21 protein-coding genes are annotated in these 20,614 nt (G+C 70.5%); 9 read left to right on the top strand and 12 right to left on the bottom strand.

The window, feature by feature from the left end:
- Nucleotides 1-136: 136 nt before the first annotated feature.
- The 3 genes from trpS to IF09_RS0100250 all read left to right on the top strand — a co-directional run bounded on the left by trpS (nucleotide 137) and on the right by IF09_RS0100250 (nucleotide 2,969).
- Nucleotides 137-1,150, top strand: a complete 1,014-nt coding sequence (gene trpS, locus IF09_RS0100240) for a tryptophan--tRNA ligase (RefSeq protein ID WP_030290662.1) — start codon at nucleotides 137-139, stop codon at nucleotides 1,148-1,150.
- A 120-nt stretch (nucleotides 1,151-1,270) separates the two neighbouring features.
- A complete protein-coding gene (locus tag IF09_RS0100245) occupies nucleotides 1,271-1,888 on the top strand; it encodes a 2'-5' RNA ligase family protein (protein ID WP_037633570.1) in 618 nt (205 codons plus the stop codon).
- Nucleotides 1,889-2,057: 169 nt separating this feature from the next.
- The gene (locus tag IF09_RS0100250) at nucleotides 2,058-2,969 is read left to right on the top strand and encodes a YihY/virulence factor BrkB family protein (protein WP_037633572.1); all 912 of its coding nucleotides are present in this window, start codon (nucleotides 2,058-2,060) and stop codon (nucleotides 2,967-2,969) included.
- Here IF09_RS0100250 and IF09_RS39775 read toward each other — a convergent pair.
- On the bottom strand, nucleotides 2,966-4,231 hold the full coding sequence (locus tag IF09_RS39775; RefSeq protein ID WP_234320841.1) for a D-alanyl-D-alanine carboxypeptidase family protein: 1,266 nt from the start codon (nucleotides 4,229-4,231) through the stop codon (nucleotides 2,966-2,968). The two genes, IF09_RS0100250 and IF09_RS39775, sit on opposite strands and share 4 nt — an antisense overlap.
- Nucleotides 4,232-4,352: 121 nt before the next feature.
- Between IF09_RS39775 and IF09_RS0100260 the strand changes: the two genes are divergently transcribed.
- Both IF09_RS0100260 and IF09_RS0100265 read left to right on the top strand, forming a co-directional pair.
- Nucleotides 4,353-4,625, top strand: a complete 273-nt coding sequence (locus IF09_RS0100260) for an SCO4848 family membrane protein (RefSeq protein WP_030290671.1) — start codon at nucleotides 4,353-4,355, stop codon at nucleotides 4,623-4,625.
- Nucleotides 4,622-5,980: a metallophosphoesterase gene (locus tag IF09_RS0100265; RefSeq protein WP_030290673.1), complete on the top strand. Its 1,359-nt coding sequence runs from the start codon at nucleotides 4,622-4,624 to the stop codon at nucleotides 5,978-5,980. Before IF09_RS0100260 ends, IF09_RS0100265 begins: the two co-directional genes overlap by 4 nt.
- A 58-nt stretch (nucleotides 5,981-6,038) precedes the next feature.
- On the opposite strand, the gene IF09_RS0100270 is transcribed toward IF09_RS0100265, so the two are convergent.
- From IF09_RS0100270 to IF09_RS0100285, 4 genes are read right to left on the bottom strand one after another with little or no spacing between them, the layout of a single operon-like run.
- Entirely contained in the window at nucleotides 6,039-6,770 is a 732-nt protein-coding gene (locus tag IF09_RS0100270; RefSeq protein WP_037633575.1) for a TetR family transcriptional regulator, read from the bottom strand.
- An 11-nt stretch (nucleotides 6,771-6,781) separates the two neighbouring features.
- A complete protein-coding gene (locus IF09_RS0100275) occupies nucleotides 6,782-7,228 on the bottom strand; it encodes a thiol-disulfide oxidoreductase DCC family protein (RefSeq protein ID WP_078612975.1) in 447 nt (148 codons plus the stop codon).
- Nucleotides 7,229-7,231: 3 nt separating this feature from the next.
- Nucleotides 7,232-7,636 carry a hypothetical protein gene (locus IF09_RS0100280; protein ID WP_030290679.1) on the bottom strand — a complete coding sequence of 135 codons (405 nt, stop codon included), beginning with the start codon at nucleotides 7,634-7,636 and terminating at the stop codon, nucleotides 7,232-7,234.
- A gap of 52 nt (nucleotides 7,637-7,688) precedes the next feature.
- Nucleotides 7,689-8,723, bottom strand: coding sequence for a hypothetical protein (locus IF09_RS0100285; protein ID WP_051831972.1), 1,035 nt, complete (start codon nucleotides 8,721-8,723; stop codon nucleotides 7,689-7,691).
- 469 nt (nucleotides 8,724-9,192) lie between these two features.
- Here IF09_RS0100285 and IF09_RS0100290 point away from each other — a divergent pair, with 469 nt between their 5' ends.
- Nucleotides 9,193-9,759 (top strand): CAP domain-containing protein, encoded by a 567-nt coding sequence (locus tag IF09_RS0100290; protein ID WP_234320842.1) that lies wholly within the window; start codon nucleotides 9,193-9,195, stop codon nucleotides 9,757-9,759.
- 98 nt (nucleotides 9,760-9,857) lie between these two features.
- Here IF09_RS0100290 and IF09_RS0100295 read toward each other — a convergent pair whose 3' ends face one another.
- From IF09_RS0100295 to IF09_RS0100325, 6 genes are all read right to left on the bottom strand, one after another.
- Nucleotides 9,858-10,433: a hypothetical protein gene (locus IF09_RS0100295; RefSeq protein WP_030290685.1), complete on the bottom strand. Its 576-nt coding sequence runs from the start codon at nucleotides 10,431-10,433 to the stop codon at nucleotides 9,858-9,860.
- Between the two features lie 427 nt (nucleotides 10,434-10,860).
- Nucleotides 10,861-11,628 (bottom strand): succinate dehydrogenase iron-sulfur subunit, encoded by a 768-nt coding sequence (locus tag IF09_RS0100305; RefSeq protein ID WP_030290692.1) that lies wholly within the window; start codon nucleotides 11,626-11,628, stop codon nucleotides 10,861-10,863.
- The gene (gene sdhA / locus IF09_RS0100310) at nucleotides 11,628-13,382 is read right to left on the bottom strand and encodes a succinate dehydrogenase flavoprotein subunit (protein WP_030290694.1); all 1,755 of its coding nucleotides are present in this window, start codon (nucleotides 13,380-13,382) and stop codon (nucleotides 11,628-11,630) included. Before sdhA ends, IF09_RS0100305 begins: the two co-directional genes overlap by 1 nt.
- Nucleotides 13,383-13,405: 23 nt before the next feature.
- Nucleotides 13,406-13,903, bottom strand: a complete 498-nt coding sequence (locus tag IF09_RS0100315; RefSeq protein ID WP_030290696.1) for a succinate dehydrogenase hydrophobic membrane anchor subunit — start codon at nucleotides 13,901-13,903, stop codon at nucleotides 13,406-13,408.
- An 8-nt stretch (nucleotides 13,904-13,911) separates the two neighbouring features.
- On the bottom strand, nucleotides 13,912-14,292 hold the full coding sequence (sdhC, locus tag IF09_RS0100320; protein WP_078612977.1) for a succinate dehydrogenase, cytochrome b556 subunit: 381 nt from the start codon (nucleotides 14,290-14,292) through the stop codon (nucleotides 13,912-13,914).
- Nucleotides 14,293-14,425: 133 nt separating this feature from the next.
- On the bottom strand, nucleotides 14,426-15,049 hold the full coding sequence (locus tag IF09_RS0100325; protein WP_063607299.1) for a 2-oxo-4-hydroxy-4-carboxy-5-ureidoimidazoline decarboxylase: 624 nt from the start codon (nucleotides 15,047-15,049) through the stop codon (nucleotides 14,426-14,428).
- A gap of 356 nt (nucleotides 15,050-15,405) precedes the next feature.
- Between IF09_RS0100325 and IF09_RS0100330 the strand changes: the two genes are divergently transcribed.
- Both IF09_RS0100330 and IF09_RS0100335 read left to right on the top strand, forming a co-directional pair.
- Nucleotides 15,406-16,149: an RNA polymerase sigma factor gene (locus IF09_RS0100330; protein ID WP_030290701.1), complete on the top strand. Its 744-nt coding sequence runs from the start codon at nucleotides 15,406-15,408 to the stop codon at nucleotides 16,147-16,149.
- On the top strand, nucleotides 16,149-17,237 hold the full coding sequence (locus IF09_RS0100335) for a hypothetical protein (RefSeq protein WP_030290702.1): 1,089 nt from the start codon (nucleotides 16,149-16,151) through the stop codon (nucleotides 17,235-17,237). Before IF09_RS0100330 ends, IF09_RS0100335 begins: the two co-directional genes overlap by 1 nt.
- Before the next feature lie 308 nt (nucleotides 17,238-17,545).
- Here IF09_RS0100335 and IF09_RS0100340 read toward each other — a convergent pair whose 3' ends face one another.
- A complete protein-coding gene (locus IF09_RS0100340; RefSeq protein ID WP_078612978.1) occupies nucleotides 17,546-18,418 on the bottom strand; it encodes a L,D-transpeptidase family protein in 873 nt (290 codons plus the stop codon).
- Between the two features lie 566 nt (nucleotides 18,419-18,984).
- Here IF09_RS0100340 and IF09_RS0100350 point away from each other — a divergent pair.
- On the top strand, nucleotides 18,985-20,565 hold the full coding sequence (locus IF09_RS0100350) for an acyl-CoA mutase large subunit family protein (RefSeq protein ID WP_030290708.1): 1,581 nt from the start codon (nucleotides 18,985-18,987) through the stop codon (nucleotides 20,563-20,565).
- Nucleotides 20,566-20,614: the final 49 nt, after the last annotated feature.

Genomic DNA, 20,614 nt, shown 5'->3' on the forward strand with positions numbered 1-20,614 from the left:
CCACGTCCCCCGGACTCCGTCCGGGGGACCACCACCCGGCTCCGCCCGGACCCGGGCCCCGAATGCCGGCGGTGCCGGGCCGGGTTTCCGGACAGGTGCGGACCGGCAGGGCCGTCATACCTGAGAGAATGGGGCCATGGCTTCTGATCGTCCTCGCGCGCTCTCCGGTATCCAGCCCACCTCCGGTTCGTTCCACCTCGGGAACTACCTCGGAGCCATCCGCCAGTACGTCGCCCTGCAGGAGACGCACGACGCCTTCTACATGGTGGTCGACCTGCACGCGATCACCATGCCGCAGGATCCGGCCGCGCTCCGCGCCAATACCCGGCTCTCCGCCGCGCAGCTGCTCGCCGCCGGGCTCGACCCCGAGCGCTGCACGCTCTTCATCCAGAGCCACGTCCCCGAGCACGCCCAGCTCGGCTGGGTCATGAACTGCATCACCGGCTTCGGCGAGGCCAGCCGGATGACCCAGTTCAAGGACAAGTCCGCCAAGGGCGGCGTCAACAACGCCACCGTCGGCCTGTTCACGTACCCGATCCTCCAGGTCGCCGACATCCTGCTCTACCAGGCGAACGCCGTCCCCGTCGGCGAGGACCAGCGCCAGCACATCGAGCTGACCCGCGACCTGGCCGAGCGCTTCAACCAGCGCTACGGCCGGACCTTCACCCTCCCCGCCGCGCACATCGTCAAGGAGGTCGCGAAGATCTACGACCTCCAGGACCCGACGATCAAGATGTCGAAGTCCGCGTCGTCCCCCAAGGGCCTGATCAACCTCCTCGACGAGCCCAAGGTCACCGAGAAGAAGATCAAGAGCGCGGTCACCGACACCGAGGCCGAGGTCCGCTTCGACGCCGAGCACAAGCCCGGCGTCAGCAACCTGCTCACGATCTACTCCACCCTCACGGGGGAGTCGGTCCCGGCCCTCGAGGCCAAGTACGAGGGCAAGGGCTACGGCGCCCTGAAGACGGACCTGGCCGGTGTGATGGTCGATTTCGTCACACCGTTCAAGCAGCGCACCCAGGAATACCTGGACGACCCGGAGACGCTGGACTCCATCCTCGCCAAGGGCGCGGAGAAGGCCCGCGCGGTCGCCGCGGAGACCCTGGCGCAGGCCTACGACCGCCTCGGCCTGGTGCCCGCGAAGCACTGAACCGGGGCTGACGAATCGGTCAGGGAAAGAGGCCCTGGCAATCCGGGGGGTGCTGGCCCCACACTGGGTCGGCAGGACCCGTACGCAGCCTGTACGCACCAGACGACGGAGGAGACATACGTGGGGACCGTAACGCTCGGCGTTTCGATCGCGGTCCCGGAGCCGTACGGCAGCCAGCTCCAGGAGCTGCGCACCGGCTTCGGGGACGCTGCCGCGCACGGCATCCCCACGCATGTCACCCTCCTCCCGCCCACCGAGGTGGAGGGGGACCGGCTGGCGGAGATCAGGGCCCACCTGTCCGAGGTCGCGGCCGCCTTCGGCCCCTTCGCGATGCGGCTCGCCGGCACCGGCACGTTCCGCCCGCTCTCGCCGGTCGTCTTCGTCCAGGTCGTCGAGGGCGGTACGGGCTGCAGCCGGCTCCAGGGCCTGGTCCGCGACCCGGACGGGCCGCTCGACCGGGAGCTGGCCTTCCCGTACCACCCGCACGTCACGGTCGCCCACGGGATCTCCGAGGAGGCGATGGACCTGGCGTTCACGACCCTCGCCGAGTACGCGGCGCAGTGGATCTGCACGGGCTTCGCGCTCTACGAGCAGGGCTCGGACGGCGTCTGGCGGAAGCTGCACGAGTACCCCTTCGGCAGCGGCCCGGTCAGTGGGGTCCCGGCGCAGCTCGGGTCACCGGTCGACGAGGCGGCGGGGGCCGCCGGTGCGGCCGAGACCGCCGTACGGCGCTCCTGACGGCGCTGCCTGAGCGTGTGGCGGGCGTGGAACCGGAGCGTGCGCAGGACCAGGGTGTGGAACGGACAGTCGTCCATCGGACGCGCTTCGCGAAAAGTCACAATCGACGACCGTAGTGCCCAAAACGGGCAATCCCGGCTATTTCCATCAGCTCCTTTACGGTGACCCCATGGACTGGCTGACGAAACTCCCGGTGATCGGGCCACTCGTGGTCCGGCTGATGCGGACGCACGCGTGGCGTGCCTACGAACGCCTCGACCGGGTCCACTGGAGCCGGCTCGCCTCCGCGATCACCTTCATCAGCTTCCTCGCGCTCTTCCCGCTGATCACCGTGGCCGCCGCCATCGGCGCGGCGCTGCTCAGCCAGGAGCAGCTGGACCGGCTGCAGAAGAACCTCGCCGAGCAGGTCCCCGGCATCTCCGGGCAGCTCGACCTGGACGGCCTCGTCGCCAACGCGGGCACGGTCGGGCTCGTCGCCTCCGCCCTCCTGCTCGTCACCGGAATCGGCTGGGTCGGCTCGATGCGGGACTGCCTGCGCGCGGTGTGGGAGAAGGACGACGAGGACCTGGGAAACCCCGTCGTCCGCAAGGGCAAGGACGCGCTCGTCCTCCTCGGCCTCGGCGGCGTGGGCCTGTGCTCGGCCGCGGCCTCGATCCTCGGCTCCAGCGCGGTCGGCAAGTTCGGCGGCTGGCTGGGCGTGCCGCAGCACGGCGCGGGCGGCGCGCTCCTGCGAACCGGCGCCTTCCTCGTCGGCGTCATGGCGGCCTTCCTGATCCTGCTCTACGTGCTGACCCTGCTGCCAGGCGTCGAACCGCCGCGCCGCAGCCTCATCGAGGCGGCCCTCCTCGGCGCAGCCGGCTTCGAGCTGCTGAAACTACTGCTCAGCGGGTACATGCGCGCCGTCGCCGCGAAGAGCATGTACGGAGCCTTCGGCGTGCCGGTCGCCCTGCTGATCTGGATCAACCTGATGGCGAAGCTGCTGCTGTACTGCTCGGCCTGGACGACCACCCGCGCCGCCGCGGACGGCGACGGCGCGCAGGACCCCGAGGAGCCCGCGAACCGGGAGCACGACACCCCCTAGGGCGCCTGGTCACCACCGCCGCCGGTGCCGGTGCGGCGGCTGCGGTGGTCGCGCGGCCAGCGGCGGTTGACGGCGTAGGCCCCGCCCGCGATCACGGCCAGCGCCCCGCCCGCGACGCCGAGGGCGGTGCTGACGCCGCCCTCCGCGCCCTCGCCGGCCGCCGAGTGGCCGTTCTCGTGCGACTGGGCGGGGGAGCCGATCGAGGAGGTGTCCGCACTCTTCGGCCGAACCAGTTCGCCGACCGGCTTGACCTTGCCGATCGCCGCGAAGCCCCAGTCGAAGAGGCCCGCGGTCTCCTCGTAGACGGAGTTCAGGCCGCCCGCGCTCGGGTTCATCACCGTGACCAGCAGCTTCTTGTTGCCCTGCTGCGCGGCGCCGGTGAAGGTGGAACCGGCCATGGTGGTGTTGCCGTTCTTCACTCCGGCGATGCCCTTGTACGGGGAGAGGCCGCTCGCGCCCGTCATCAGCCGGTTGGTGTTCTGGATCTCGAAGTACTCGCGCGGCTTCCCGGGCTCCTGCAGGCCGGGGAACTTCGCCTCAGCCGTCCCGCAGTACTCGCGGAAGTCCTTCTTCTGCAGGCCGGAGCGGGCGATGAGGGTGAGGTCGTACGCGCTCGACACCTGCTCAGGGGCGTCGTACCCGTCGGGGGACACGACGTGGGTGTCGAGGGCCTGCAGCTCCTCGGCGTGCGCCTGCATGTCCTTGACGGTCTTGCCGATGCCGCCGTTCATGGCGGCGAGCACGTGCACGGCGTCGTTCCCGGACCGCAGGAACACCCCGAGCCACAGGTCGTGCACGGAGTACTCGTGGTCCTCCTTGACCCCGACCAGGCTGGAGCCGGCCCCGACGCCCTCCATGTCCTGGTCGGTGACCTTGTGGACCTTGTCCTTCGGAAGGCTGGGCAGCACCGTGTCCGCGAAGAGCATCTTCAGGGTGGAGGCCGGGGGCAGCCGCCAGTGCGCGTTGTTGGCGGCCAGCACCTCGCCCGTCTCGGCGTCGGCCACGATCCACGAACGCCCCGTCAGGTTCGTCGGCAGGGCGGGGGCGCCGGCCAGCGGGTTCACCTGGACCCCCGGCTTGCCGAGCAGGGCTCCGCCGACCGTGGACATCGACGCCGGAGGCCCGGCCACGGCGGGGGCCTTGGCGGGCTGTCCCTTCCCGTCCGTCGGCGGGGTGGGCGCGGCGTGCGCGGGCACCACGAGCATCGCGGGGACCAGCAGCCCGGCGGAAAGGACCGTCAGCGCGGTCTTTTTGGCAGACACGCAGGTGAAAGTACATCCCGATCGGCTGTCTGCAGCCCCGGACCGGCCAACGTGGCCGAACCACCGCCGGTACAGCCCACCCCGGCGCGTCCGTCCTGGGGACCAAACCGATACTGGGGGCATGAAACTCAGCCGTGCCGTCTCCTGGTTCCTGCTCGCCTTCGGAGTGTGGAGCTGGTTCATCTGGGTGTCTTTCGTCCGGAACCTGTGGAAGGACGCCAGTGGTCTGGCATTCGACGCGGCGGGCGAGCCGACGGCCTACTTCTGGGTCCACCTTCTCCTGGCCATCGCCTCCTTTCTCCTGGGGACGGCCGTTGGTGTGATCGGGTTGCGCGGCGTCCTCGCGCTGCGGCGCGCATCACGCCGGGGTCCGGACGCGGGACCGGACGCGTGAAGACCGCAGTCTTCGCGGTGATCGCAGTGCTGGTCCTGGCCCTGCTGGTCCTGGTCCACCGCTGGCTGTGGGTCCGTCTGGTCCGGGATACGACGCGCCCGCGCGGCACGGCCCGCCGGATCGGCACCGTCCTCGCGTTCACCCTGCCGCTCCTCTCGCTGGCCGCCCTCACCACGGGCCGCGCCGGCGCCCCCTTCTGGCTCCAGCAGTCCGTGGCCTGGCCGGGTTACATGTGGCTCGCGGTCCTCCTGTACCTGACACTGGCGATGCTCCTGGCCGAACCGGTACGAGCCCTCCTCCTCCGCGGCCGGGCCGGCCGGATCCAGCCCCGCGGGGAATCCCGGCCCCGTCGGCGTTCGAGGCGCGGGGTCTGGGACGGAGCCCGGGGTGGGGGTCCCTCCCGGGCGGAGTCCGGGGGAGGCGGAAGGGAGGGTGGGGGAGCCCCGCAGGGCCCCGCGACCGCCCTCGACGACCCGCTCCCGCCCGGGCAGAGCCAGGGCCCGGCGGCCCCGGCCCACGACCCCGCAGGGGCGACCCGCCGCCAGTTCGTCGCACGGGCGATCGGCGGTGCAGCCGCCCTCGCAGCAACCGGAACCGTAGCCACCGGCACGTACGGAGTCCTCCGCGGCCCCCGCGTCAAGCGCGTCCGGGTCCCCCTCGCCAAACTCCCCCGCGCCGCGCACGGCTTCCGGATCGCCGTCGTCAGCGACATCCACCTCGGCCCGGTCCTCGGCCGCGCCCACACCACCCGCATCGTCGAGACGGTCAACCGCACGCAGCCCGACCTCATCGCCATCGTCGGCGACCTCGTGGACGGCAACGTCCACGACCTCGGCAGCGCCGCCGAGCCCCTGCGCCGGCTCCGCGCGCGGCACGGCTCGTACTTCGTCACCGGCAACCACGAGTACTTCTCGGGCGCCCAGCAGTGGATCGACCACGTCCGCGAGCTCGGCCTCATCCCCCTGGAGAACGCCCGCCGGGCGCTCCCGTACTTCGACCTGGCCGGGGTCAACGACGTGGCGGGCGAGACGGAAGGCCACGGCCCGGACTTCACCGCCGCCCTCGGCGACCGCGACCGGGCCCGGGCCGCCGTGCTCATGGCCCACCAGCCCGTCGTCATCCACGACGCCGTCCGCCACGGCGTCGACCTGCAGCTCTCCGGGCACACCCACGGCGGCCAGCTCTGGCCGGGCAACTACCTCGCCGAGCTCGCCAACCCCACCGTCGCCGGACTCGAGCGCTACGGCGACACCCAGCTCTACGTCTCCCGCGGTGCAGGCGCCTGGGGACCTCCGGTCCGGGTCGGCGCTCCGTCCGACATCACGGTCGTCGAACTCGCCTCGCACCAGGCCTGACCCGCCGTCAACCGGCCTTCTGAGGCCCGATTTCCGGAGCCGGATGCCGCGCCGGGCGCTACGCGGGCCCGGGGTCCGGGTCGGAGGCCCGCTTCTTCTTCGACACCACCGTCTGCGCCATCCCCGGCAGGAAGTCCGCGAACAGCTCGTGGACCTCGCGCACCAGCGGCCGCAGCACCCGGAACCGGGCCAGGACGATGCCCCGCGTCGTCAGCTGCGCGCCGCGCTCCGCGAGCCGCCGCGTCTTCTCGCTGTTCGGGGACCGGTCGAAGACCCAGTACAGGACGAGCCCCATCTGCGAGAGCCACATCAGCTCCGGCAGTACGTCGGCCAGCTCCTCCGGGACCTTCGTCTTCGCGCCCGCCAGCACCTCGCGGTGCATGTCGATCGCCGCCTTGCGCGCGGGTTCCGATTCGGGGGAGAAGGGGCTGAGCGGGCTCTCCGGGTCCGCCGCGTTCTTGAAGAACTGCGAGGCGAACTCGTGGTACGGCGCCGCGATGTCCAGCCAGCTCGTCAGCACGCCCGCGAGCCGCTTCTGCAGATCGGTCTCGCTGTCCAGGATGGGCCGGACCGCCGCCTGGTGGGCGGCGCCGATCCGGTCGTAGAACCCCTGGACGAGGTGTTCCTTCGACGCGAAGTAGTAATAGGCGTTGCCGACCGAGACCCCTGCCTCCTTGGCGATGGCCCGCATGGTCGTCTTGTCGAAGCCGCGCTCCTGGAAGAGACGGAGCGCGGTTTCGAGGATGAGCGTGCGGGTCTGCTCGCTCTTGGGAGCCTTCTGATCAGTCACGGTGTACGAGCCTATCCGGGTACGGCGCAGTGGTCGTCACAGGCCGGTGCCTCCGGCTCCACTTCACCCTCCGGACCGGGCCCGGTCCGTACCGCCTGCCGCCATGCCGAGGCCGTGTACATGGCAGCCCGGGCGAAGGGCCGGCCCGCCGGGGTGGCGAGCCAGTTCGCCCTCGGCCGGTGCTCCGCGAGCGCCCACAGGCACACGATGAAGGCATCCGTACCGGTCCACACCTGCCCCGAGTCCCCGATGACGGTGATCTCGCGGAGCGTCGCCGCGTGGTCGAGCTGCGGGTACTTGCGCTGCGCCTCGTAGGACCCGGCCGGGATCAGCCGGAGCGGTACCAGCCAGCGCTGCCCGAGGAGCCAGTGCCGGATGTGCACGCACAGCGGGCAGTTGGCGTCGTACAGCACCGTCAGGTGGTGCGTGGCCGATCGCGCCGGTGTCGCCTCGGTCATCGGTCAGGCCCCGGCCGGAGCGGTCCACCCCTGCGGGGCGACCGGCGGGGTCTGCTGGCGCTCCATGATCCCGCGGCGGCGCATCTTGTTCAGCACCCAGACGTTGCCGAGGTGCATGACGCCGAGGACGAGCAGGACGACGCCGAGCTTGACCGACAGGGCCTCGAAGAGCCGGCGGGCCGAGTCGATGCCGACGTCCGAGCGCAGGTAGAGCGTCACGAAGCCGATGTTGACGAGGTAGAAGCCGACCACCAGCAGGTGGTTCACGGCGTCCGCGAGCTTTTCGTTCCCGTGCAGGACGTCGGCGATGAAGATGCGCCCGTTGCGGCTGAGCGTACGGGCCACCCAGACGGTCAGCGCGATGCTGATGAGCAGGTAGATGACGTATGCGACGACGGTGAGGTCCATGCCCTCGCCCCCCTTGAACGTGTTCAACTTGTTGGCAGGACTGACTGTAGACCTATTTTTGAACAGGTTCAAGCTTTGTTGGGGAGGGCTGCTTCGAGACCTCCGCGACCGCTCCTGCCGGGAACGGCGTGCGTTTGCTCTCCGTCACCAGCCGCCGGTGGAAGCCCGCCATCACGAGCCCCGTCGCGGCGTGCCGGTCGAGCAGCGCGGCGGCCTCGGCCGGCATCCCGTCCCGCCCGCGCCCCGCGATCCACTCCCGGAGGAAGGCCTCGTGCTCCAGGTCGTCGCGCTCGTCGGCGCCGGGCAGGTGGTACCGCAGGAGATGGCTCGCGGTGTACGCGCGGTCGTAGCCCAGGTGCTGCGTCAGGAACCGGGCCTCGTCGGGCGCCAGCTCGAAGCGGTTGCTGAGCGCCAGCCCGAAGTCGGCGAAGTGGACGAGCTCGCCGTCGGTCAGGACGTTGTGGAAGTGGGCGTCGAAGTGGACCAGCCCGCGCGAGCTCATGAACTCCGCCCCGCTCAGCAGGGCCCGGTCCGCCCAGTCGTACGCGGGGTGCCCCGCCAGCCAGGTGCCGAGCCGGTGCGGCACGTGCTCCACGAAGAGCACCAGGCTGTACGCAGCGCGCCCGATGGCCTCCAGCCGCCGTCGGACGGCGTCCGACCCCTCCCACCGGGCGACGGCCGCGTCGATGCCGTCACCCCCGGGCGGGGAGTCGGGCAGCACCCGCCAGTGGTACATCAGCGGAAACCCCCCGTCCGCGCCCTCGATCACCCAGCCGGTGGTCATGGTGTGCACGGCCAGCTCCCGCCAGGCCCCGAACCCGGCCGAGCCGACCCCGTACTGGTAGTGCAGCGGCAGTTCGAAGAGGTTCGCGGTGGACCGTACGTTGCGTGGCAGCAACTCGACGTCGGTCAGCGGCACGCGCTTGACGAAGACCCGCGTCCCGTCGAGGTCCAACTCGGCGGACCGGCCGCCGGTACCGGACCCGAGGGGCGTCGCGGCGGCCGTCAGCGCGCGGAGCCGGTGGTCGCTCAGCAGGGACAGGCGGGTGGAGACGGCGGCGTACGCCGTGAGTCGCTCTCGGTACATCCGGGCGACGCTACCGGCGGGCACGTCACACCTCGGTCACCTTCGCCGCAGCCCCGATCGCCGCGCACGTCAGGACGGCCGCGACGACATGACGCCGTAGACCATCGGTACGTCGAGGCCGCCCGCCCGCATCCCCCTCGTCCATGCGGCCCAGCATTTCAAAGGTCGCCGCGCCGCCGACGGCGAATCACGGGATCGGCGGCGCAGCGGCCTCCGGGGAGCGCGCCGCCCGAGTTGGGTGAACTGTGCTCCGGATGCGTGGACTTGGAGTGCGAGTGCCTCGTCAGGGGGTAATGGTCGCGCCGGGCGGGACCGGTGTCGGCGCGCCGGGCCGTACGCCTGCGGCGGTGCCCGGATGGCGGGGCGACGGGGCGGGTGGCAGCCTGGAGGGGCGGGGGCGTGAAAGGGGAGGTGGACCTCCTTGAGCAGGCACGTTTCACTCATCTCGAGAACTGCACGGACCCTGGCCGTGGCCGGAATCCTGTCGGCCGGGCTCGTACCCGTCTCGGCGGCGCCGGCGACGGCGGTCACGTGTGACGCCGCGGCCGCTGCCCGGGCCCCGACCAGCAGCAACGACAGCGCCGCGCGGAACGCGGTGATCTGCCTCATCAATGCCCAGCGCACGCAGCGGGGCCTCCCGGCCCTCACCGTGAACCAGGCCCTGACGAACGCGGCGCAGCAGCACTCGGCGGCGGCCGTGCAGCTGAAGTGGTGGGGCCCCGGCAAGGATTCCCACACCAACCCGCAGACCGGTTCGACACCGGGGACGCGGATCAAGGCCGCGGGCTACTGCCCGAACCCCAGGTCGTGGGGCTACGCCGAGATCACGTACACCGGCTGGGGCGGCTCGGGGACCCCGAACGCCGCGGTCAACTGGTGGGTGAACGTGAGCACGTACGGCCACCGGCAGATCGTCCTCGACCCGTCGATGCGGGAGATCGGCGCCTGGGCCCAACCGGGCGCGGCGGACCGCGCCGGAGCCGGCGCGAGCCAGGCCGGCACCTACGTCGTGACGTTCGGCCGCTGCCAGCAGTGACAGAGGGCCCCTTACATCGTCCCGGCGGGGCGCGCGGCCCCCGGGACGGTGACGGGCTCCCCGGACGACGCCCGCATCACCGACCCGGCCGTCACCCGTCAGATACTGAGGGAACGGGCGTAGTTGATCTGGTTCATCACCCACGGGAACGTTCCCGCGTCGACCGCCGGGATCATCGTGGAGTGGTGGCGGCCGCCGCTCGTGACGGTGACCTGGATGTAGCCGGTGGTGGTCTTCTCCTTCATCAGGAGGAAGAGCAGACCCAGCAGGCAGAACAGGAAGAAGACGATCGCGAGCACGACCGCGTGCGTCGGGATCTTCGTCTCGGTGCGGGAGAAGTCCGAGGCGTTCCACATCGCGCCCTTGAGCGGCATCGCGCCCGAGGGGGTGATGATCTGGTCCCCGGCGATGGTGATGTCGCCGAGCGCCAGACCGGATCCGCCGGCGCCCTGCGGGGCGGCCGGGTAGGCCGGGGGCTGCATCGGCGGCTGCGCCTGGGCGGGGATGCCCGCGCCGCCGACGGTCGGCTGGTAGCCCGGTGCGGGCGGAGTGGCCTGCGGGTAGCCGTAGCCGGCGCTCCCGGGGGCCGCCGGGTAGGGCTGCGGATAGCCGTAACTGGCATTCCCGGGAGCCCCGTTGTCGTTGGCGTACGGATTCGGCTGCTGGTCGCTCATGCGCTCGATCTTTCCACAGCCGCCCCCGCTCCCATACCCCGATCCTCAGGCCCGTCAGCTCCTCGCCGATCGTGACGCCCTTGGCGGGCCCGTCGGGGACGGTGACGGAAGTGCCGTATCCGACGGTGTTCTTGGTGGCGTACGTGCCCTTCTCCGGGTCCGGGGCGCTGAACACGGTCACCGTGCCCTCGTCGTCGAAGTCGTCGAAGTCGTCGATGACGACGCAGACGGGGATGCCGGCCTGGGCGTACCACCGCTGCTTGCGGATGGGGTCCCGACCGTACTGCCATCGGCCCGGCATGCCGGTCCGATGAAAGCTTCATCCGGCCCGATCTCCGCCCGTACGAGTGAACACGGCGAAGGCCCCGCCCCCGGAGTGGATCCGGGGGCGGGGCCCAGTCGGCCGCAGCGTCAGCCGCGTCGAAGATCAGAAGCGGCGCGTGATCAGGGCGCGCTTGACCTCCTGGATCGCCTTCGTGACCTCGATGCCGCGCGGGCAGGCATCGGTGCAGTTGAACGTCGTGCGGCAGCGCCACACACCGTCCTTGTCGTTCAGGATCTCCAGGCGCTGCTCGCCGGCCTCGTCACGCGAGTCGAAGATGAAGCGGTGCGCGTTGACGATCGCCGCCGGGCCGAAGTACTGCCCGTCGTTCCAGAACACCGGGCACGACGAGGTGCACGCGGCGCACAGGATGCACTTGGTGGTGTCGTCGAACCGCTCGCGGTCCTCGGCGGACTGCAGACGCTCACGCGTCGGCTCGTTGCCCTTGGTGACGAGGAACGGCATGACGTCGCGGTACGCCTGGAAGAAGGGGTCCATGTCGACGACGAGGTCCTTCATCACCGTGAGGCCCTTGATGGCCTCGACGGTGATCGGCTTCTCCGGGTTGATGTCCTTGATCAGCGTCTTGCAGGCGAGCCTGTTCTTGCCGTTGATCCGCATCGCGTCGGAGCCGCAGATGCCGTGCGCGCACGACCGGCGGAAGGTCAGCGTGCCGTCGAGGTCCCACTTGATCTTGTGGAGACCGTCGAGCACGCGCTCCTTCGGGTCGATCTCGATCTGGAAGTCCTGCCACTGCGCCTCGTCCGAGATCTCGGGGTTGAAGCGGCGGATCCGGAACGTGACCGTGATGTACGGGGAGGCCGCAGCCGCCTCTTCCATCTTGTCCGTCTTGGACAGGGTCGGGGTAGCCATCAGTACTTACGCTCCATCGGCTGGTAGCGGGTCGTGACGACCGGCTTGTAGTCGAGCCGGACCGAGTCCGAGCCATCGGCTCCGACCTCGCGGTACGCCATGGTGTGGCGCATGAAGTTGACGTCGTCGCGGTTCGGGTAGTCCTCGCGGTAGTGACCGCCGCGGGACTCCTTGCGCGCCAGCGCGGACACGGCCATGACCTCGGCCAGGTCGAGCAGGTTGCCCAGCTCGATGGCCTCCAGCAGGTCCGTGTTGAAGCGCTTGCCCTTGTCCTGGACGGACACGTTCTTGTAGCGCTCGCGCAGCTCCGCGATCTTCTCGACCGCGGTCTTGATGGTCTGCTCCGTACGGAACACCATCACGCAGGCGTCCATCGTCTCCTGGAGCTCCAGGCGCAGGTCGGCGACCCGCTCCTTGCCCGTGGAGTTGCGCAGGCGCTCGACCAGGTCGATGACCTGCTGCGCCGGGTTCTCGGGGAGCTCGACGTAGTCGTTCTCCTGCGAGTACTGCGCCGCGGCGATACCGGAGCGCTTGCCGAACACGTTGATGTCCAGCAGCGAGTTGGTGCCGAGGCGGTTGGCGCCGTGCACGGAGACACAGGCGACCTCGCCGGCCGCGTACAGGCCCGGGACGACGGTGGTGTTGTCCGCCAGGACCTCACCCTTGACGTTCGTCGGGATGCCGCCCATGGCGTAGTGCGCGGTGGGCTGGATCGGGATCGGGTCCGTATACGGCTCGATGCCCAGGTACGTACGCGCGAACTCGGTGATGTCCGGGAGCTTCGCGTCGAGCTGCTCCGGCGGCAGGTGCGTCAGGTCCAGGTACACGTGGTCGCCGGCCGGACCGCAGCCGCGGCCCTCACGGATCTCCGTGTAGATGGAGCGCGAGACGACGTCACGGGACGCGAGGTCCTTCATGACCGGCGCGTACTTCTCCATGAAGCGCTCGCCGTCCTTGTTGCGGAGGATGCCGCCCTCACCGCGGGCGCCCTCCGTCAGCAGGATGCCCATGCGCCAGATGCCCGTCGGGTGGAACTGGAAGAACTCCATGTCCTCGAGCGGCAGGCCGCGGCGGTAGCAGGCCGCCTGGCCGTCACCCGTGAGGGTGTGCGCGTTGGAGGTCACCTTGAAGAACTTGCCGGTGCCGCCGGAGGCGTAGATGACGGCCTTCGCCTGGAACACGTGGATCTCGCCGGTGGCGAGCTCGTACGCGACCACACCGGCCGACTTCTTGACGCCGTCTTCCTCGACGATCAGCTGGTCCAGGACGTAGAACTCGTTGAAGAACTCCACGCCCTCCTTGACGCAGTTCTGGTACAGCGTCTGGAGGATCATGTGGCCGGTGCGGTCCGCGGCGTAGCAGGACCGGCGGACCGGGGCCTCGCCGTGGTTGCGCGAGTGGCCGCCGAAGCGGCGCTGGTCGATGGTGCCGTCCGGGGTGCGGTTGAACGGCAGGCCCATCTTCTCCAGGTCGAGGACCGCGTCGATGGCCTCCTTCGCCAGGATCTCGGCGGCGTCCTGGTCGACCAGGTAGTCACCGCCCTTGACCGTGTCGAAGGTGTGCCACTCCCAGTTGTCCTCTTCCACGTTCGCCAGCGCGGCGGCCATGCCGCCCTGCGCGGCACCCGTGTGGGAGCGGGTGGGGTAGAGCTTCGTCAGCACCGCGGTGCGGCTGCGCTTCGTCGATTCGATGGCGGCGCGCATGCCGGCGCCACCTGCGCCGACGATGACGGTGTCGTACTTGTGGATCTTCATTGGATTCGCCTCAGCCCCGTTGCCTAGCGGATGTTCGGGTCGAAGGTGAAGATCACCAGCGTGCCCAGAAGGATGGTGAACACCGTGGCGGTGTAGAGCAGGCCCTTCAGCCACAGCCGCGTGCCCGCGCGCTCCGCGTAGTCGTTGATGACGGTACGCAGGCCGTTGGCGCCGTGCAGCATGGCGAGCCACAGCATCAGCAGGTCCCAGACCTGCCAGAACGGGGACGCCCAGCGGCCGGCCACGAAGGCGAAGCCGACCTTGGAGACGCCGCCGTCCAGCACCAGCTGGATGACGAGGTGGCCGATGACCAGGACGACGAGGACGATGCCCGAGAGGCGCATGAAGAGCCACGCGGCCATCTCGAAGTTGCCGCGGGTCGAGCGCGGGGTCTTGCCCGTGCGCTTGCGCGGGGCCTCGATGTACGGCGCCGGGTTGTCGACGTCGTAGAGGCTCACGCCCTCCACGTCGCCGATGGCCTGGGCGGAAGAAGCGTCAGAAACCGTGTTGTTCGAAGACATGGCGCGTGTCACTTCCCGAACAGTTCAGCAGCTGCGTGACCGAGGACGGGGTACAGGGCCCCGCCCATCAGGATGATCCAGACGATCATCACGCCCCAGAGCATCTGCTTCTGGAGACGGGGGCCCTTGGACCAGAAGTCCACGGCGATCACACGGAGACCGTTGAGCGCGTGGAAGAGGATGGCGGCCACGAGGCCGTACTCCATCAGCGCGACGATCGGAGTCTTGTAGGTAGCCACGACATCGTCGTACGCCTCGGGGGAGACGCGGACGAGAGCGGTGTCGAGGACGTGTACGAACAGGAAGAAGAAGATGAGGACGCCGGTGACTCGATGAGCCACCCAGGACCACATTCCTTCCCGGCCGCGGTACAACGTTCCAGCCGGCACGGAAAACCCTCCGGAAGCGGGGCGGGGGCCAGCCGGCTTCTTTGTCGGTCGGGCCCGGCCGGGTACGGTCCTCCGGCCCCGGACATCGTAGCGACGCTTTGTCGGTTCCCTCGCGCCGGGTCCATCGGTGTGATCAAACAGGCACGGACGGACTATCCCACAGGGGCGAATAGCCGGAATCCGCGGCGGAAACCCCGTCCGGCGAGGTCAGCCAATGGGTCAGGTCGGCGAGCCGGACCTGGGCGAGGCGGCGCAGCTCGTCCGCCGAGATCGACCGCTCCTCGTCCGCCTCGAGCTCCATACGGCGCCGGACCGCGGTCAGGAGCTGGTCCGCCTGCTCCTCCGGCGGGTGGCCGTCCAGGCAGATCACGAAGGCGTGGCCGAACTTGCGCTCGTACTCCGCATGGGCCGCGTCGAGCGCCAGGAGCGCGGCGTAGGGGGCCCCGTGGTCCAGCTCCACCGGGAACTCCGAGGCCAGTGCCTCGCTCAGGTCCGCCTGGGAGAGGTCGTACGAGGCCTCGTCGGCGGCGGCCAGCAGCGCACCGGGATCCGGATAGGGGCGGTGCGCCGCCACCCGCTGGGCCCAGCGCCGGCTCCCGCAGCAGTGCAGCAGGACGGCCTCGGCGGCCTCGGGGGAGAGGGTGTTGAACCGCGCCAGCCCGGAGCCGTGCGAAGGATCGGAGCTGCCGCGGGCCTGTGCCGGAAGGTGGCTGGACAGCGGGGGGCTCCTCGGGGCGTAGCGCGGGTGTACCGCCACGCTAGCGACGCCGAACCGGGTGTGTCGTACCCATCCGAGGTTTTCACCCGGAAGTGAGCCGAAAGGATGACGTGATGACGGGCGGCGCGCCGGAAAGCCGGGAGCGCAGGAAGGGGTGGAGGGGGAGGAGGAAGACGACCGAGGCCGCCACCCCCCACAGGAGAGGCCCCGGTCGCCGTCCGTACGGGCTCGTGCGACAAGCCCGTATCCCTGTCAGCGCCGCGAGTGCGTTTTGTGTCACACCCCGCTTCGCGCACGATTGGTTGCTCCCCGTACACCACGTGGACGAAGGTACTTGAAAGCCGTAACGTGCTGATTTGCGCCACACGTACAAGACAGTGAACGGGTTGGGGACTTTGCTGGGGGACGACGCGGAGCTGACCGCCGCGGTGCTCGCGGCACAGGGCGGCGACGAGAGCGGGTTCCGTACTGTGTACCGCGCCGTGCACCCACGCCTGCTCGGATACGTACGCACGCTCGTCGGGGACGCCGACGCGGAGGACGTGACCTCCGAGGCCTGGCTGCAGATCGCCCGCGACCTCGACTCCTTCACCGGCGACGCCGACCGCTTCCGCGGCTGGGCCGCCCGGATCGGCCGCAACCGGGCCCTCGACCACATCCGCATGCGCGGGCGCCGCCCCGCCATCGGTGGCGACGAGACCGAACTGACGGGCCGCGCCGCCGACAGCGACACCGCCGGCGAGGCGATGGAGGCCCTGTCGACCGGCCGGACCATGGCGCTGATCGCACAGCTTCCGCAGGACCAGGCCGAGGCCGTGGTGCTCCGCGTCGTCGTCGGCCTGGACGCCAAGAGCGCGGCCGAGACCCTGGGCAAGCGGCCCGGAGCGGTACGCACCGCAGCCCATCGGGGCCTGAAGAAACTGGCCGAGCTGCTCGGCCAGGAGGACGGCTTCGGGCCGGACCTGGATCCGGGCTCGGATCCGGCGGGGCCGGTCGGCCATAATGCCGAGGGCCAGGCGCGGGACGGCAGGGGCGGGAGGGATCTCGACGCCGTGCCCGCTCAGCGTGGCCGGGGCGGTGGCCTCGTAGAGCAAACCGGTGTGACGCATTCACGTTGGCGGACGCAGAAGGACATGTGATGGCCGACGAGCGCAACAGGTGGCTGGACAAGGCCGCGGCGGAACGAGTGCTGCGCGGCGGCCCTGCCGCACCTGGCGCCGACCGGCGCGCCCAGGAAGCGGAGGCCCGGCTGCGGGCCGCCCTCGACATGCTGGCAGCGCCGCAGCCGCCCGCCGGGGTGGAACTGCCCGGCGAGGCCGCGGCAGTGGCCGCCTTCCGTGCGGCGCACGGCGGGGCCGTGGCGGGCGGGGCATCCGGGGCGACGTCGGCACCAGGAGCATCCGGGGTGGCTTCGGCGCCCGGATTGGCCGCGATGTCCGCACTGCCTGGGGTGTCCGGACCGGTCGGCGTCGACACCACGCCCCTCGTGGAACTCGGCACGGCCGCCGCCCCCCTCACCGTTGCCGCATCCCGGCGCGGCCGCCCGGCGCGGTTCGCCCTGGTCGCCGCACTGGCGGGCGTCGCCGTCGGCAGCCTGGCGGTCGCCGCAGGGGCCGGCCTGCTGGACCGGGTCACGCACGACACGGCGGGTCCCGCACCGGCGGTCTCCCTGAGCGCCGACGAGAATCCGACGACGGCCGGCGACACCGCGGGCCCGACCCTCGCACCGCAGCTGCGGCCCGCCCCGCTCCGCGGCACCGACGGCTCGGAGCCCGGCCCGGGCGCGTCACAGACGCCGGGCGCGGACGCGGGCGCGGTCCAGGGATTCGGAACCGGAACGGGAACCGGCCCCGGCACCTCGTCCGGCGGCGGCGCCGGCAACGACGACGCGGGCGGCAAGGGCACGGGGGACGGCAAGGACGCCTTCGCCGGCGGGACCACCTTGCTGAAGGACGCGGACAAGCAGGACCGCCTCAAGGCGGTGGACCTGTGCGAGGCCTACCGGTCGGGACACATGACCTCCGACCGCCGCGAGCGGCTCTCGAAGCTGGCGCAAGGCCTCGCGCGCATCCCGCACTTCTGCGAGGCGCTGCTCGACGGGCCCATCGGGAGCGGTGCGCCGGCCGTTCCGCGCACGGCCGACGACGGGAGTCCCGTACTCAAGGCCCCGACGTTCGTCCCGGCGAGTCCGGTCGCGTCGTCCGCGGCGGCCCCCAAGCCGCGCTGACGGCTGCTGCCATTGCGGCTGCCGGCTGTCAGGCGTTCCTTCGGGTGGTCCGCGAGCACTCCTCGAGCGGGTCCCGAGCGGCGGCGTGAACGGGCTGTAACACTTTTCGAACCTGCGGCGCAGTACATAACGAGCCGACTGGTCATCGGCCGCGTATGAGCCGGGGTTCCCCCCGTACCCCTGGGCTCTGCGCACCCGGCGCGGGCGGGGTTCGTTCCCCCGGCCCTGCCCGCGCCTCTACTTCTCCGACCGGATCACCGGGATCGCCGGGATCACGCGGATCGTCAGGATCTTCCGGAAACCCGGGATCACCAGTAGACGACGACCTTGTCGCCGACGTGCACCTGGTCGAACAGCGTCGCGAGCTTGCCCTTGTCCCGGACGTTCACACAGCCGTGCGAGGCGCCGGCGTAGCCGCGGGCCGCGAAGTCGGCGGAGTAGTGGACGGCCTGACCCTGGCTGAAGAACATCGAGTACGGCATCGGCGTGTGGTAGATGGTCGACGTCCAGTCCTTGGCCTTCCACTCCACCTTGAACTCGCCCTCGCGGGTCGGGGTGTTCTCGGAGCCGAAACGGACGTCCATGGTGGAGACGATCTTGCCGTCGATCATCCAGGCGAGCGTGCGGCTCTCCTTGCTGATGCACATGACGCGGCCCGTCATGCACCGCGGGTCCGGCGCGTCGACCTCGTTGACGGTCGGCGGGCGCAGCTCGTCGGCGGTGGGCTTCTTGCTGAGGCTCTGGATCTTCTTCCAGGTGGCCTCGTCGACCGCACCGGACGCCGTCAGGCCGTTCTTCGTCTGGAAGGCCTTGACCGCGGCGGTCGTCTTCGAACCGTAGAAGCCGGTGGGCGCGACCTTCATGTACTTGAGCTGCTTCAGGCGGGCCTGGAGATCGCGCACCTGCTCGCTCTCGTCGCCGTTCGCCATGATGGCCTTGACGGTCGGCGAGGGCGACGCGGACGGCGAGGCCGACTGTGAGGCGGACGGCGAGGGCGAGGCGTCGGCGGGCTTGCTGTCCGTCGACGGGGAGCTCTCGGGGGTGGAACCCGCCGCGGACGCGGACGGAACCGAAGAGGCGGAGCCGGCCGGCTCCGTCTTCTGCGGCCCGCAGGCGGTCGCGGCGAGCGCGACGGCGGTGGCCACCCCGAGCGTGCGGACTATGAATCTCTGGCGGTGCATTGCAGTCCCCCGATTTCTACGTCGTGTATCTAGGTGATGCCTGGCGGGCGTGGAGAGTTGCAGACGGTCCAGGGATGTTGCGCCATTGTGACCAGCGGCCGTCAGGGGACGGCCGGGCCGTCGCGGGAGGTTGTATCAGTCCCGCGGCCGTTTGCTCTACATCCCCTCCCGGCCAGCGTTCCGCCGGCCAGGAGGGATATGCCACACATGTGACGACATGGTCTTGTTTGCCGCGGAGTGACCATGTGAGTGCCGAACTTGTATACGGGAAACGCCAGTTCGGGCAGCGTGCGCGCCTCGCGCTCCCTCCCGCGCTCGCCCTGAAGATGGATGACCAAGCTCACACGGCGCGCACGGCGTGGAACCTGCTGCACGCGTGGTGGCAGATGATGCCCAAGCAGAAGCGAACCCTGGCGTCCTGCACCTGTACCGGGGGGCCTCGCGCCCGTCCCGGCTGCCGGGGCGGCAGTCGTCAGGCGCGTCCAGCGCGCCAAGCCCACCGCCGCAAGGTAGGCAGGAATCTCCCGATGCGGACCGGGAGAGCACTTCAAGGAGGGCTTGGTCACATGGCGAGTACCGAGAGCGGATTTCCGATCGAACCCGTTTACGGGCCCGGCGATCTGACGGGGTGGGATCCCGAGGGCAAACTGGGTGAACCAGGGGCGTATCCGTACACGCGAGGGGTTTACCCGACGATGTACACCGGCAAGCCGTGGACGATGCGGCAGTACGCCGGGTTCGGGACGGCGGCCGAATCCAACGCCCGGTACCGGCAGCTCATCACCGGCGGTGGCACCGGGCTGTCCGTCGCCTTCGACCTGCCGACACAGATGGGGCACGACTCCGACGCGCCGCTCGCGAACGGGGAGGTCGGCAAGGTCGGCGTCGCGATCGACTCCGTCGAGGACATGCGGGTGCTGTTCGACGGGATCCCGCTCGACCGGGTCTCCACGTCCATGACGATCAACGCCCCCGCGGCGCTGCTGCTGCTGATGTACCAGCTGGTCGCCGAGGAGCACGGCATCGACGGCGGGCAGCTGACCGGGACCGTCCAGAACGACGTGCTCAAGGAATACATCGCGCGGGGCACGTACATCTTCCCGCCCGAGCCCTCGCTGCGGCTGACGGCCGACACCTTCCGGTACTGCAAGGCCGAGATCCCCCGCTGGAACACCATCTCCATCTCCGGCTACCACATGGCCGAGGCCGGGGCCTCGCCCGCGCAGGAGATCGGCTTCACGCTCGCGGACGGGATCGCGTACGTCCGGACGGCGCTGGCCGCCGGGATGGAGGTCGACGAGTTCGCCCCGCGCCTCTCCTTCTTCTTCGTCGCCCGCACCACGCTGCTCGAGGAGGTCGCGAAGTTCCGGGCCGCGCGGCGGATCTGGGCCCGGGTCATGCGCGAGGAGTTCGGGGCCCGGAACCCGAAGTCGCTGATGCTGCGCTTCCACACCCAGACGGCCGGGGTCCAGCTGACGGCGCAGCAGCCGGAGCTGAATCTCGTACGGGTGGCCGTGCAGGCGCTCGGCGCGGTGCTGGGCGGCACACAGTCGCTGCACACCAACTCCTTCGACGAGGCGATCGCCCTGCCGACGGAGAAATCGGCGCGGCTGGCGCTGCGGACGCAGCAGGTGCTGGCGTACGAGACGGACGTGCCGCACACCGTCGACCCCTTCGCCGGGTCGTACGCGGTCGAGCGGATGACGGACGAGGTCGAGGCGGCGGCGCTCGCGCTGATGCGACGCGTCGAGGACCTCGGCGGGGCGGTGGCCGCGATCGAGGCCGGCTTCCAGAAGGGGGAGATCGAGCGGAACGCGTACCGCATCGCGCGGGAGACGGACGAGGGCGAGCGCGTGGTGGTCGGGGTCAACCGGTTCGCGCTGGAGCAGGAGGAGCGGTACGAGCCGCTCCGCGTCGACCCGGCGATCGAGAACCGCCAGCGGGAGGCGCTGGCGGCCCTGCGCGCGAGCCGCGACGCCGAGGCGGTGTCGGCGGCGCTGGCAGCGCTCCGCGAGGCGGCGGCCGGCACGGCGAACGTCCTCTATCCGATGAAGGAGGCCCTGCGCGCCCGGGCCACGGTGGGGGAGGTCTGCAACGCCCTGCGGGAGGTGTGGGGGACGTACGAACCGACTGATTCCACATGGTGACGTATTTAATGGAAAGCGTCAGCCACGACAGGTGCATCGTCATGGGACA

The sequence above is a fragment of the Streptomyces katrae genome (assembly GCF_000717655.1).
Classification (GTDB): domain Bacteria; phylum Actinomycetota; class Actinomycetes; order Streptomycetales; family Streptomycetaceae; genus Streptomyces; species Streptomyces katrae_B.

What these genes read in the sequence shown, in the direction of transcription:
- IF09_RS0100260 (WP_030290671.1), top strand. Translation starts at nt 4,353, where the DNA reads ATGAAACTCAGCCGTGCCGTCTCCTGGTTCCTGCTCGCCTTCGGAGTG.
- sdhA (WP_030290694.1), bottom strand. Translation starts at nt 13,382, where the DNA reads ATGAAGATCCACAAGTACGACACCGTCATCGTCGGCGCAGGTGGCGCC.
- IF09_RS0100280 (WP_030290679.1), bottom strand. Translation starts at nt 7,636, where the DNA reads ATGGACCTCACCGTCGTCGCATACGTCATCTACCTGCTCATCAGCATC.
- IF09_RS0100275 (WP_078612975.1), bottom strand. Translation starts at nt 7,228, where the DNA reads ATGACCGAGGCGACACCGGCGCGATCGGCCACGCACCACCTGACGGTG.
- IF09_RS0100315 (WP_030290696.1), bottom strand. Translation starts at nt 13,903, where the DNA reads ATGTCTTCGAACAACACGGTTTCTGACGCTTCTTCCGCCCAGGCCATC.
- IF09_RS0100340 (WP_078612978.1), bottom strand. Translation starts at nt 18,418, where the DNA reads ATGCACCGCCAGAGATTCATAGTCCGCACGCTCGGGGTGGCCACCGCC.
- IF09_RS0100350 (WP_030290708.1), top strand. Translation starts at nt 18,985, where the DNA reads ATGGCGAGTACCGAGAGCGGATTTCCGATCGAACCCGTTTACGGGCCC.
- trpS (WP_030290662.1), top strand. Translation starts at nt 137, where the DNA reads ATGGCTTCTGATCGTCCTCGCGCGCTCTCCGGTATCCAGCCCACCTCC.
- IF09_RS0100305 (WP_030290692.1), bottom strand. Translation starts at nt 11,628, where the DNA reads ATGGCTACCCCGACCCTGTCCAAGACGGACAAGATGGAAGAGGCGGCT.
- IF09_RS0100295 (WP_030290685.1), bottom strand. Translation starts at nt 10,433, where the DNA reads ATGAGCGACCAGCAGCCGAATCCGTACGCCAACGACAACGGGGCTCCC.
- IF09_RS0100285 (WP_051831972.1), bottom strand. Translation starts at nt 8,723, where the DNA reads ATGTACCGAGAGCGACTCACGGCGTACGCCGCCGTCTCCACCCGCCTG.
- IF09_RS0100250 (WP_037633572.1), top strand. Translation starts at nt 2,058, where the DNA reads ATGGACTGGCTGACGAAACTCCCGGTGATCGGGCCACTCGTGGTCCGG.
- IF09_RS0100335 (WP_030290702.1), top strand. Translation starts at nt 16,149, where the DNA reads ATGGCCGACGAGCGCAACAGGTGGCTGGACAAGGCCGCGGCGGAACGA.